Here is an 11,767-nt window from a genome sequence, read left to right as displayed (position 1 = left end):
TGTTACGCAGGGGTTTCATCACACGCCACAGCGGGCATACGTAACCACTTGCCCCTCTATACAGGGCGTGCGGCCACCGTCAGCAGCATCCCACCCCCGGCAGGGTCCGCCGATTCCGCGCCTCCCTGTTCCGCGCCGCCAGCAGCTCGTCGGCCGGATAGCCGACCTCTTCGAGCGTCAGCCCGTGCGGCCGCACCACATGCACGGCGGAGTCCCGCACCCCCGCGGCGAGCACCTTCCCGGGCCAGTCGGCCGCCCGGTGCCCGTCCCCCACGAACAGCAGCGCCCCGATCAGCGACCGCACCATGTTGTGGCAGAAGGCATCGGCCCGCACGGTGGCGGTGATGATTCCGTCACTCCCCCGCTCCAGGCTCAGCTGTTGAAGCGTACGGATGGTCGTGGCGCCCTCCCGCTTCTTGCAGTAGGCGGCGAAGTCGTGCTCGCCGACGAGTTTCTGTGCGGCCTCGTTCATGGCGTCGACGTCGAGCGGCCAGTCGTGCCACAGGACATGACCGCGCAGCAGCGGATCGACGCCGCCGGGGTTGTCGGTGACGCGATAGGCGTACCGCCGCCAGACCGCCGAGAACCGCGCGTTGAAGCCGCTCGGCGCCTCCCCGACCGCCCACACCCGCACGTCCCTGGGCAGCCGCCCGGCCAGCCGCTTCAGCAGCTTCTCCCGCTGCTCGCCCCACACCTCCACGGGCAGATCGACATGCGTCACCTGCCCCCGGGCGTGCACCCCGGCATCGGTCCGCCCGGCCACGGTCAGCTCGTACGTGGTGTCCCGCGACCGGGTCACCGTCCGCAGGGCGTCCTCGATCTCCCCCTGCACGGTCCTGCGCCCACCGGCCTGTTTGGCCCACCCGGAGAACTCGCTCCCGTCGTACGAGAGATCCATCCGGATACGGACATGGCCTGGCGCTGCTTCGTCACTCACCCGGAGATCCTCTCAGGAACACGAGAGCGGGCCCGCTCCTCGAAAGGAACGGGCCCGCCGACGCAGAACGCTTACGCGAACACTTACGCGTCCTTGGACTCCTCGGCGGCCTCGTCGGCCGGCTTGGCGTCCTCGACGACCTCGTCGGACTTGGCCTCGACGGCCTCGTCCTTCTTCAGGACGTCGTCCTTCTTGAGGGCGTCCTCCTTGACGGCACGCTGCGTCGCCGCCTCGGCCTCACCGGTGGCCTGCTGGGCCACGGTCAGGGCCTCCACCAGCTCGATGACAGCCATGGGCGCGTTGTCGCCACGACGGTTACCGATCTTGGTGATACGGGTGTAGCCACCCGGGCGGTTCTCGTAGCGCGGGCCGATCTCGGTGAAGAGCGTGTGCACGATGCTCTTGTCCGTGATGACCGAGAGCACCTGACGGCGGTTGTGAAGGTCGCCCTTCTTCGCCTTGGTGACCAGACGCTCGGCGTACGGCCGCAGCCGACGGGCCTTCGCCTCGGTGGTCGTGATCTTGCCGTGCTCGAAGAGCGACTTCGCGAGGTTCGCAAGAAGCAGCTTCTCGTGCGCGGCACTGCCGCCCAGACGGGCACCCTTGGCAGGCTTCGGCATGATGTTTCTCCTAGGTGTCTGCCCCGGCCGTATCAGGTACCGAGGTCAGTATCCGAGCGGGCGGCTGCCCGTCGAAGATCCGGCCGCCTTTTTCAAGGCCCCGGAAACCCGCGCCCCGTAAGGGGCGCGAGGAACTGCGCGACCAGCCACAACGGCCCCGCAGCCAAGAACCAGCAGTGGAACCCGAGCTCTTAGTACTGCTCGGTCTCCACAAAGCCCGCGTCCGCGTCGTCGTCGGCGCCGAAGGCATCGGCGGCGGCCGTGGGGTCGAATCCGGGCGGGCTGTCCTTCAGGGCCAGGCCCATGCCGACCAGCTTCGCCTTGACCTCGTCGATCGACTTCGCACCGAAGTTACGGATGTCGAGCAGGTCCGCCTCGGACCGCGCCACGAGCTCACCCACGGAGTGGATGCCCTCGCGCTTGAGGCAGTTGTACGACCGAACGGTGAGCTCCAGCTCCTCGATCGGCAGGGCGAGATCGGCGGCGAGCGCGGCGTCCGTCGGGGACGGACCCATGTCGATGCCCTCGGCGTCGATGTTGAGCTCGCGCGCCAGACCGAACAGCTCGACCAGCGTCTTGCCGGCCGACGCCATGGCGTCACGGGGACGCATGGCCTGCTTGGTCTCGACGTCGACGATCAGCTTGTCGAAGTCGGTGCGCTGCTCGACACGAGTCGCCTCGACCTTGTACGTGACCTTCAGAACGGGCGAGTAGATCGAGTCGACCGGGATGCGCCCGATCTCCTGACCGACCTGCTTGTTCTGCACCGCGGAGACGTAACCGCGACCGCGCTCGACCGTCAGCTCCATCTCCAGCTTGCCCTTGCCGTTGAGCGTGGCGAGGACGAGATCGGGGTTGTGGACCTCGACACCGGCCGGGGGCGCGATGTCGGCGGCGGTGACCAGACCCGGGCCCTGCTTGCGCAGGTACATCACGACAGGCTCGTCGTGCTCCGAGGAGACGACCAGCTGCTTGATGTTGAGGATCAGGTCGGTGACGTCTTCCTTGACGCCCGGCACGGTGGTGAACTCGTGCAGGACACCGTCGATGCGGATGCTGGTGACAGCCGCACCGGGGATCGAGGAGAGAAGGGTCCGGCGGAGCGAGTTGCCGAGGGTGTAGCCGAAGCCCGGCTCCAGCGGCTCGATCACGAACCGGGAGCGGAACTCGTCGACGACCTCTTCGGTCAACGAGGGACGCTGAGCGATCAGCATGAAGTGAATCCTTCAGTCAGGGGCACCCACTATTTGATGCCCTTGCCACCGGGCGGTAGCCCGTTGTGTTACAGGTACAAGGGTACGGGCGGCACGGCCCCGAAAGGCCATACCGCCCGGACCCCAGAAAAATCAAGACAACCGTGCGTCAGACGCGACGGCGCTTGGGCGGACGGCAGCCGTTGTGCGGCGTGGGCGTCACGTCCTGGATGGAGCCGACCTCAAGACCGGTCGCCTGAAGCGAACGGATGGCCGTCTCGCGACCCGAACCCGGGCCCTTGACGAAGACGTCGACCTTGCGCATGCCGTGCTCCTGCGCGCGGCGGGCGGCCGACTCGGCGGCCATCTGCGCGGCGAAGGGGGTGGACTTGCGCGAGCCCTTGAAGCCGACGTGGCCGGCGGAGGCCCAGGAGATCACGTTGCCCGAGGGGTCCGTGATCGAGACGATCGTGTTGTTGAACGTGCTCTTGATATGCGCGTGACCGTGAGCGACGTTCTTCTTTTCCTTGCGGCGCACCTTCTTGGCAGCGCCCTGACGACCCTTGGGGGGCATCTATAACTCCTACGGGGAGGTGGTCGGTCCTACAGCGAAGACCGCTGATGAAGCGTTGTCCGCTGCGGACTACTTCTTGCCCGGCTTCTTCTTGCCGGCGATGGCGCGACGCGGGCCCTTGCGGGTACGAGCGTTCGTGCTGGTGCGCTGACCGTGGACGGGCAGGCCACGACGGTGGCGCAGACCCTGGTAGCAGCCGATCTCGACCTTGCGGCGGATGTCGGCCTGAACCTCGCGGCGGAGGTCACCCTCGGTCTTGAAGTTGTTGTCCACGTACTCGCGGATCCTGACCAGCTCCTCCTCGGAGAGGTCACGAACGCGGGTGTCGGGGTTGACGCCGGTGTCGGCCAGCGTCTTCTGCGAGAGGGTCCGGCCGATGCCGAACACGTAGGTGAGGGCAACCTCCACGCGCTTTTCGCGCGGGATGTCAACACCGGAAACGCGTGCCATTCAATGGCTCCAGTTGTCGTTCGGAGGTCTTCCGCAAAACCGGTTCCCAGCCGCCGTATGAGGTACGAACTGGGTCCCCGGCCTCCGACCGGGGGTATCGGAATCCCTGCGAACAGTGAATCCGGGCTCTGCGTATGAACATGTGCTACTTGCGTCGCGCGAAACTCTGCGGGTGCAGAAGGTTCGGTCGTGCGTCAGCCCTGGCGCTGCTTGTGCCGCGGGTTTTCGCAGATGACCATGACCCGGCCGTGACGGCGGATCACCCTGCACTTGTCGCAGATCTTCTTGACGCTCGGCTTGACCTTCATTGGGTGAGGTTCTCCGGGTCAGTGCCACCGCCCCGCGGAATACGGGACACAGGCAAGATCTACTTGTACCGGTAGACGATCCGGCCACGGGTCAGGTCGTACGGAGACAACTCCACCACGACCCGGTCGTCAGGGAGGATGCGGATGTAGTGCATACGCATCTTGCCGCTGATGTGTGCCAGGACCTGGTGGCCGTTCTGGAGCTCGACCTTGAACATGGCGTTCGGAAGAGACTCGACGACAGTGCCCTCGATCTCGATGGCACCTTGCTTCTTGGCCACGCTTCGCCCTTCGAATCGACTACCTTGATCGACTCCGCACTTACTGCACGCAGACATGCAGATGCACGAGAGCCGACGAGTCAGTCTACGCCAGGGCCCTCGGAAAGACGAATCGAGATAGCCTGCCCCGCACGGAAGATCCCTAAGCAGCGGGCGCCCCGAAGGGACGCGGGGCTGCGTCGATGTGCGGCTCCGCCGAGTGGGCCCGACCGGCCCCCACAGGGCCGCGGCGGTGACGCGCACACCGGCCCACCCCTACGGCGTGAACTCAGCCCAGAGGATCGGGAGCCGCGGTGATCCCGTACTCGGCCAGCTTCGCCCTGCCCCCGTCGGGAGCCGTCAGCACAAGCGGACCGTCCGCGGTCAGCGCGACGGAGTGCTCCCAGTGGGAGGACCACGTGCCGTCCGTCGTGATCACCGTCCAGTCGTCGGACAGCACCTCGGTCTTCGGCGTACCCAGCGAGACCATGGGCTCGATGGCGAGGCAGAACCCGGGAACGAGCTTCGGCCCCTTCCCCCGCCGCCGCTCCACGTAGTTCAGCAGATGCGGATCCATGTGCATCTCGGTGCCGATGCCGTGGCCGCCGTAGTCCTCGACGATCCCGTACTTGCCACCGCCGGGCTTCGGCTGGCGCCGGATGTACGTCTCGATGGCGCGGGAGACGTCGACGAGCCGGTTCCCCAGCTTCATCGCGGCGATCCCGGCCCACATCGACTCCTCGGTCACCCGGGACAGCTCGATGAGCTCCGGAGAGTGACCGGATCCGACGAAGGCGGTGAAGGCGGCGTCCCCGTGCCAGCCGTCGACGATGGCGCCGGCGTCGATCGAGATGATGTCGCCGTCCTTCAGGACGACCTCGTCGCTCGGGATGCCGTGCACGACGACCTCGTTCGCCGAGGTGCAGATCGTCGCGGGGAAGCCGCCGTATCCCAGGAAGTTCGACTTGGCGCCGTGCTCGGCCAGCACCTTGCGGGCGACCTCGTCGAGGTCCTTCGTCGTGGCCCCGGGTACCGCCGCTTCCCGTGTCGCCCGGTGGACGGCGGCGACGACCAGGCCCGCCTCACGCATCTTGGCGATCTGCTCGGGGGTCTTGATCTGCACCATGAGGGCCCGCGCTCTCCGTCTTCTCTGCCTGCTCGATTACCTACACAACAGTACGGCCGCGGCGCCCAACCAGGGCACCGCGGCCGAACCAGCCAGGACGACTACTTGTCGTCGCCGCCCTGGCTGTCGTTCTTGTCCTCGTCGCTCTTGTCCTCGTCGCTCCGGCCCTTGCCCTCGGACTGGCTCTTGAGGGCGTCCATCGCGCGCTTGGTGACGTCGTCCACCTTGCCGAGCGCCGAGATCGTCACGACCAGGCCCTGGGCCCGGTAGTAGTCGATGATCGGCTCGGTCTGCGTGTGGTAGACCTCCAGGCGCTTGCGGACGGTCTCCTCGGTGTCGTCGTCGCGCTGGTACAGCTCGCCGCCGCAGACGTCACAGACGCCTTCCTTCTTCGGCGGGCTGTACGTCACGTGGAAGACATGCGCCGAGTTCTTGCGGCAGATGCGGCGGCCGGCGATGCGCTTGACCACCTCGTCCTCGGGGACCTCCAGGTCGAGTACCCCGTCCAACTCCACACCATCGCCCTTGAGGGCCTGGTCGAGCGCCTCGGCCTGCGAGACGTTCCGCGGGAAGCCGTCGAGCAGGAAGCCGTTCGCGGCGTCCGACTGCTCCATGCGGTCCCTGGCCATCGCGATGGTGACCTCGTCCGGCACGAGGTTGCCCTCGTCCATGTACGACTTCGCCAGTTTGCCGAGTTCCGTCTGCTGGCTGATGTTCGCACGGAAGAGGTCGCCCGTGGAGATGTGCGGGATCGACAGGTTCTGGGCGAGGAACGCAGCCTGCGTTCCCTTGCCCGCACCGGGCGGCCCGACGAGGACGATACGCATCAGCGGAGGAACCCTTCGTAATTGCGCTGCTGGAGCTGGCTCTCGATCTGCTTCACCGTCTCCAGACCCACACCCACGATGATCAGGATGCTGGTACCGCCGAACGGGAAGTTCTGGTTTGCCCCGAAACCAACCAACGCCATCGTCGGTACGAGAGCGATCAGGCCCAGATACAGCGAACCCGGCCAGGTGATCCGGTTGAGTACGTATCCCAGGTACTCAGCGGTTGGCCGGCCGGCCCGGATGCCCGGGATGAAGCCACCATACTTCTTCATGTTGTCGGCGACTTCCTCGGGGTTGAACGAGATAGCCACGTAGAAGAAGGCGAAGAACACGATCAGCAAGAAGTACGTGCTGATGTAGATCGGGTGGTCACCCTTGGTGAGGTTCTGTTCGATCCAGGTCTTCCAGCCGGACGTCCCACCTGCGAACTGAGCGATCAGCGCCGGGATGTAGAGCAGCGACGAGGCAAAGATCACAGGGATGATGCCGGCCTGGTTGACCTTCAGCGGGATGTACGTGGACGTGCCGCCGTAGGACCGGCGGCCGATCATGCGCTTCGCGTACTGGACGGGAATGCGGCGCTGAGCCTGCTCCACGAAGACCACCAGACCGACCATGACGAGACCGACCGCGATCACGGTGCCGAACTCGATCCAGCCGCCCGCGAGGTTGCCCTGCACCTTGATGGCCCACAGAGCGGACGGGAAGGTCGCGGCGATCGAGATGAACATCAGGATCGACATGCCGTTGCCGATGCCGCGGTCGGTGATGAGCTCACCGAGCCACATGACGACGGCAGTACCGGCGGTCATCGTGATGACCATCGTGATCGTGACGAAGATCGACTGGTCGGGCACGATCTGCTGCGCGACCGGGCAGCTGGTGAACAGTGCACCACTGCGGGCGGTGGCCACCAGGCCGGTGCCCTGCAGGATGGCCAGGGCCACCGTCAGGTAACGGGTGTACTGCGTGATCTTCGCCGTACCGGCCTGACCCTCTTTCTTGAGGGCCTCCAGTCGCGGGATCACCACGGTCAACAGCTGCAGAATGATGCTCGCCGTGATGTACGGCATGATGCCCAGCGCGAAGATCGTGATCTGCAGCAGGGCGCCACCGCTGAACATGTTGACCAGACCGAACAGGCCCGTGTTCTGGCTCGCGTCGTCGATACAGATCTGGACGTTCTTGTAGTCGACACCGGGGATCGGGATGTGCGTGCCAACCCGATAGACCACGATGATGCCGAGCGTGAAGAGCAGCTTCTTGCGCAGGTCGGGCGTCTTGAACGCCCGGGCGAACGCGGTGAGCACGGTGCCTCCTGCGACCCCCGCGCAAGTGCGTCAGAGGTGACGGTCTTGAGGTTCGACGAATAAGTAACGGACAGCTGACTAACAGTTAAGAACCGCCCTGAGTTCCCAGGGGTCACACCGGGCGAAAATTAGCAGTGCAGGCCACCTTACCGGCGACACCGCTCCCCTAGGAACGACCAACCGGGGATGCCCCTTTTGTGGGGCACCCCCGGTCGGGTTCGCTCAAGTCATCGAGACGCCTGGTGATTTCAGATGAGCTCGGTGACGGTACCGCCGGCGGCGGTGATCTTCTCCTTGGCGGAGCCGGAGACGGCGTCGACCGTCACCTGCAGTGCCACGGAGATCTCGCCCTGGCCGAGGACCTTGACGAGGCTGTTCTTGCGAACCGCACCGTTGGCGACGAGCCCCTCGACGGTGACTTCGCCACCCTCCGGGTACAGCGACGCCAGCTTGTCGAGGTTCACGACCTGGTACTCGGTCTTGAACGGGTTCCGGAAGCCCTTGAGCTTCGGGAGACGCATGTGGAGGGGCATCTGGCCACCCTCGAAGCGCTCCGGAACCTGGTAACGGGCCTTCGTGCCCTTGGTACCACGTCCAGCCGTCTTACCCTTCGACGCCTCACCACGACCCACACGGGTCTTGGCGGTCTTGGCGCCCGGGGCGGGACGGAGGTTGTGGATCTTGAGCGGGTTGTTCTCCGCCATGATCAGTCGACCTCCTCAACCGTCACGAGGTGGCGGACGGTGTGAACCATTCCGCGGAACTCGGGGCGGTCCTCCTTGACGACCACGGTGTTGATCCCCTTGAGACCAAGGGACCGCAGGGTGTCACGGTGGTTCTGCTTGCTACCGATGTACGACTTCGTCTGCGTGACCTTGAGGCGAGCCATTACGCACCCGCTCCCGCACGCGCACGGAGCAGAGCCGCGGGGGCGACGTCCTCGAGGGGCAGACCGCGGCGGGCCGCGATCTCCTCGGGACGCTGCAGGCCCTTGAGGGCCGCCACGGTCGCGTGCACGATGTTGATCGCGTTGGACGAGCCGAGCGACTTCGACAGGATGTCGTGAACGCCGGCGCACTCGAGGACAGCACGCACCGGGCCACCGGCGATAACGCCGGTACCGGGGGAAGCAGGCTTGAGCAGGACGACGCCCGCGGCCTTCTCGCCCGTGATCGGGTGCGGGATGGTGCCCTGGATGCGGGGGACCTTGAAGAAGTGCTTCTTGGCCTCTTCAACACCCTTGGCGATCGCGGCCGGCACCTCCTTGGCCTTGCCGTAACCGACACCGACGGTGCCATCGCCATCGCCCACTACGACGAGCGCAGTGAAGCTGAAGCGACGACCACCCTTCACAACCTTGGCGACGCGGTTGATCGCGACGACGCGCTCGACGTACGCGGTCTTCTCGGCAGCAGCGCCGCCGTCACGGCCCTTCCGGTCCCGCCGCTCGCCGCCACCGGCACCGCTTCCGCGGCGCTGGGGTCCAGCCATTGGAATTACCTCTCTCTGTTTCCGCTAGCTACGGAACCGAGACTCAGAACTTGAGTCCGGCTTCGCGGGCGGCGTCCGCCAGAGCGGCAATGCGCCCGGCGTACTGGTTTCCACCACGGTCGAATACGACAGCCTCGACACCGGCGGCCTTGGCACGCTCGGCGACAAGAGCGCCGACCTTGCCGGCCTGCGCCGACTTCTCGCCCTCGCCACGGATCGACGTGTCCAGGGTCGACGCCGACGCCAGGGTGTGACCCTTGATGTCGTCGATGACCTGGGCCACGATGTGGCGGTTCGAGCGCGTCACGACCAGGCGAGGACGCTCAGCCGTTCCGTTGACCTTCTTACGGATCCGGATGTGGCGGCGCTTGATGGCAGCACGCTTGTAAGCGTCGCCCTTAGCGATCTTCGTACCGTATGCCATGGCTTACTTACCCGCCTTTCCGACCTTGCGCCGGACGACTTCGCCCTCGTACTTGACGCCCTTGGCCTTGTACGGGTCGGGCTTGCGCAGCTTGCGGATGTTGGCCGCAACCTCGCCGACCTTCTGCTTGTCGATTCCCTCGACCGAGAAGTGCGTCGGGTTCTCGACCTTGAACGAGATGCCCTCGGGCGCCTCGACCGTGATCGAGTGGCTGTAGCCGAGCGAGAACTCCAGGTTGGAACCCTTCGCCAGGACGCGGTAACCCACACCGCTGATTTCGAGCTTCTTCACGTAACCCGTGGTCACGCCGGTGATCATGTTCGCCACCAGCGTGCGGGACAGGCCGTGCAGGGCCTTGTTCTGACGCTCGTCGTTCGGGCGGGTGACATTGAGAATGCCGTCCTCGCCCTTAGCGATCTCGATCGGCGCCGCGACGGTGTGGGAGAGCGAGCCCTTGGGGCCCTTCACCGAAACCGTACGGCCGTCGATGGTGACGTCCACGCCGGCGGGAACCGTGATGGGGAGCTTGCCAATACGCGACATAGCTTCTTCCGTTCCCTTCCGCTACCAGACGTAGGCGAGGACTTCTCCGCCTACGCCCTTCTTGCCGGCCTGCTTGTCGGTGAGGAGACCGTGCGACGTGGAGATGATCGCCACGCCGAGGCCACCGAGCACCTTGGGCAGGGAGGTGGACTTCGCGTACACACGCAGACCCGGCTTCGAGATCCGCTTGATGCCCGCGATGGAGCGCTCACGGTTCGGGCCGAACTTCAGCTCGAGGACGAGCTTCTTGCCGACCTCGGCGTCCTCGACCTTCCAGCCGGTGATGAAGCCCTCCTGCTGGAGGATCTCCGCGATGTGAGACTTGATCTTGCTGTGCGGCATCGCGACATCGTCGTGGTACGCCGAGTTCGCGTTACGCAGACGAGTAAGCATGTCTGCGATGGGATCAGTCATGGTCATGAATTGGCCTTCGGCCTCTCTCGCCGGGGTTTCCAGTGCGCCATCCCTCTCCCCACTCAGTGGCGGGACGGGTGCGGTGCGGGGACCTACGGCGTAGTAAGTCGTACGGGCGTCAGAGCGCCCAACCCTCCTAGCCTAAGCCATGAAGGGGTGGGCGCCTGACATCACCCATTACTTACCGAGAGCTTCCGGAATCCCGAAGTACGGGACTACCAGGAGCTCTTGGTCACGCCCGGCAGCTCGCCACGGTGAGCCATCTCACGAAGGCACACACGGCAGAGGCCGAACTTGCGGTACACGGAGTGCGGACGGCCACAGCGCTGGCAGCGCGTGTAGCCACGTACGCCGAACTTGGGCTTACGAGCAGCCTTGGCAATCAGAGCCTTCTTCGCCATCTCGCTTACGCCTCCTTGAAGGGGAAGCCGAGGTGACGGAGAAGGGCACGGCCTTCGGCGTCGTTGGTCGCCGTGGTGACCACGGTGATGTCCATACCCCGGACGCGGTCGATCTTGTCCTGGTCGATCTCGTGGAACATGACCTGCTCCGTGAGACCGAAGGTGTAGTTGCCACGGCCGTCGAACTGCTTGGGGGACAGACCACGGAAGTCGCGGATGCGCGGCAGCGCGAGCGACAGGGTGCGGTCCAGGAACTCCCACATGCGGTCGCCACGGAGTGTGACGTGGGCACCGATCGGCTGACCCTCGCGCAGCTTGAACTGCGCGATGGACTTGCGGGCCTTGGTGATGGCCGGCTTCTGACCGGTGATCGTGGTCAGGTCACGGACGGCACCGTCCATGAGCTTCGAGTCACGGGCGGCGTCGCCGACACCCATGTTGACCACGATCTTGACGAGGCCCGGGGTCTGCATGACGTTCTCGTAGGAGAACTCTTCCTGCAGCTTGCCCGCGATCTCCTCGCGGTACTTCGTCTTGAGACGCGGAGTCGTGGTGGTAGCCATCAGATGTCCTCACCCGTCCGCTTGGCAACGCGAACCTTGTTGCCCTCGTCGTCGAAGCGGTAACCGACACGCGTGACGACCTTGTTGCCGTCCTTCTCAACGACCAGCTGGACGTTGGAGACGTGGACGGGCGCCTCGGTCGTGACGATGCCACCGGCCTGCGAACCGCGAGCGGTCGGGCCGGCCTTGGTGTGCTTCTTGACCCGGTTGACACCCTCGACCAGGACGCGGTCCTCGCGGGGGTAGGCCGCGATGACCTTGCCCTGCTTGCCCTTGTCCTTACCGGTGATGACCTGTACCAGGTCGCCCTTCTTGATCTTCAT

The 11,767-nt window shown here is 65.5% G+C and carries 19 protein-coding genes; all 19 read right to left on the bottom strand.

Features of this window, described 5'->3' with window-relative positions; genetic code table 11:
• Positions 1–79 precede the first annotated feature (79 nt).
• Entirely contained in the window at positions 80–937 is an 858-nt protein-coding gene (gene truA / locus ACH4YP_RS26660; RefSeq protein ID WP_361054428.1) for a tRNA pseudouridine(38-40) synthase TruA, read from the bottom strand.
• An 83-nt stretch (positions 938–1,020) separates the two neighbouring features.
• Positions 1,021–1,557 carry a 50S ribosomal protein L17 gene (gene rplQ, locus ACH4YP_RS26655; protein WP_361054431.1) on the bottom strand — a complete coding sequence of 179 codons (537 nt, stop codon included), beginning with the start codon at positions 1,555–1,557 and terminating at the stop codon, positions 1,021–1,023.
• 191 nt (positions 1,558–1,748) lie between these two features.
• Complete coding sequence (locus ACH4YP_RS26650) at positions 1,749–2,771, bottom strand: DNA-directed RNA polymerase subunit alpha (protein ID WP_306939468.1); 1,023 nt, start codon at positions 2,769–2,771, stop codon at positions 1,749–1,751.
• A gap of 148 nt (positions 2,772–2,919) precedes the next feature.
• Positions 2,920–3,324, bottom strand: a complete 405-nt coding sequence (gene rpsK / locus ACH4YP_RS26645) for a 30S ribosomal protein S11 (RefSeq protein ID WP_003956432.1) — start codon at positions 3,322–3,324, stop codon at positions 2,920–2,922.
• Between the two features lie 69 nt (positions 3,325–3,393).
• Positions 3,394–3,774, bottom strand: a complete 381-nt coding sequence (rpsM, locus tag ACH4YP_RS26640) for a 30S ribosomal protein S13 (protein WP_055513621.1) — start codon at positions 3,772–3,774, stop codon at positions 3,394–3,396.
• Positions 3,775–3,968: 194 nt separating this feature from the next.
• Entirely contained in the window at positions 3,969–4,082 is a 114-nt protein-coding gene (rpmJ, locus tag ACH4YP_RS26635; RefSeq protein ID WP_003998809.1) for a 50S ribosomal protein L36, read from the bottom strand.
• 59 nt (positions 4,083–4,141) lie between these two features.
• On the bottom strand, positions 4,142–4,363 hold the full coding sequence (gene infA, locus ACH4YP_RS26630) for a translation initiation factor IF-1 (protein ID WP_003948620.1): 222 nt from the start codon (positions 4,361–4,363) through the stop codon (positions 4,142–4,144).
• Positions 4,364–4,631: 268 nt separating this feature from the next.
• On the bottom strand, positions 4,632–5,468 hold the full coding sequence (map, locus tag ACH4YP_RS26625; RefSeq protein WP_398492904.1) for a type I methionyl aminopeptidase: 837 nt from the start codon (positions 5,466–5,468) through the stop codon (positions 4,632–4,634).
• Positions 5,469–5,569: 101 nt separating this feature from the next.
• On the bottom strand, positions 5,570–6,295 hold the full coding sequence (locus tag ACH4YP_RS26620) for an adenylate kinase (protein WP_361054437.1): 726 nt from the start codon (positions 6,293–6,295) through the stop codon (positions 5,570–5,572).
• A complete protein-coding gene (gene secY / locus ACH4YP_RS26615; RefSeq protein ID WP_361054440.1) occupies positions 6,295–7,608 on the bottom strand; it encodes a preprotein translocase subunit SecY in 1,314 nt (437 codons plus the stop codon). The genes ACH4YP_RS26620 and secY overlap by 1 nt, the downstream gene beginning before the upstream one ends.
• Positions 7,609–7,856: 248 nt before the next feature.
• Positions 7,857–8,312, bottom strand: coding sequence for a 50S ribosomal protein L15 (gene rplO, locus ACH4YP_RS26610; protein WP_107022203.1), 456 nt, complete (start codon positions 8,310–8,312; stop codon positions 7,857–7,859).
• A gap of 2 nt (positions 8,313–8,314) precedes the next feature.
• Entirely contained in the window at positions 8,315–8,497 is a 183-nt protein-coding gene (rpmD, locus tag ACH4YP_RS26605; protein WP_006376032.1) for a 50S ribosomal protein L30, read from the bottom strand.
• Entirely contained in the window at positions 8,497–9,099 is a 603-nt protein-coding gene (gene rpsE / locus ACH4YP_RS26600; protein ID WP_055513610.1) for a 30S ribosomal protein S5, read from the bottom strand. Before rpsE ends, rpmD begins: the two co-directional genes overlap by 1 nt.
• Before the next feature lie 43 nt (positions 9,100–9,142).
• Positions 9,143–9,523 carry a 50S ribosomal protein L18 gene (gene rplR, locus ACH4YP_RS26595; protein WP_143642846.1) on the bottom strand — a complete coding sequence of 127 codons (381 nt, stop codon included), beginning with the start codon at positions 9,521–9,523 and terminating at the stop codon, positions 9,143–9,145.
• Positions 9,524–9,526: 3 nt separating this feature from the next.
• Entirely contained in the window at positions 9,527–10,066 is a 540-nt protein-coding gene (gene rplF / locus ACH4YP_RS26590) for a 50S ribosomal protein L6 (RefSeq protein ID WP_361054446.1), read from the bottom strand.
• Between the two features lie 21 nt (positions 10,067–10,087).
• Positions 10,088–10,486, bottom strand: a complete 399-nt coding sequence (gene rpsH / locus ACH4YP_RS26585) for a 30S ribosomal protein S8 (RefSeq protein WP_055614920.1) — start codon at positions 10,484–10,486, stop codon at positions 10,088–10,090.
• Between the two features lie 209 nt (positions 10,487–10,695).
• Positions 10,696–10,881 (bottom strand): type Z 30S ribosomal protein S14, encoded by a 186-nt coding sequence (locus tag ACH4YP_RS26580; protein WP_003948630.1) that lies wholly within the window; start codon positions 10,879–10,881, stop codon positions 10,696–10,698.
• A gap of 5 nt (positions 10,882–10,886) precedes the next feature.
• Positions 10,887–11,444 (bottom strand): 50S ribosomal protein L5, encoded by a 558-nt coding sequence (gene rplE, locus ACH4YP_RS26575; RefSeq protein ID WP_100594878.1) that lies wholly within the window; start codon positions 11,442–11,444, stop codon positions 10,887–10,889.
• Positions 11,444–11,767 carry a 50S ribosomal protein L24 gene (gene rplX / locus ACH4YP_RS26570; RefSeq protein WP_055614922.1) on the bottom strand — a complete coding sequence of 108 codons (324 nt, stop codon included), beginning with the start codon at positions 11,765–11,767 and terminating at the stop codon, positions 11,444–11,446. Before rplX ends, rplE begins: the two co-directional genes overlap by 1 nt.

The sequence above is a fragment of the Streptomyces sp. NPDC020747 genome (genome assembly GCF_044334695.1).
In the GTDB taxonomy this organism is placed as follows: Bacteria; Actinomycetota; Actinomycetes; order Streptomycetales; family Streptomycetaceae; genus Streptomyces.
This window is presented reverse-complemented; position numbering and strand designations above follow the sequence as displayed.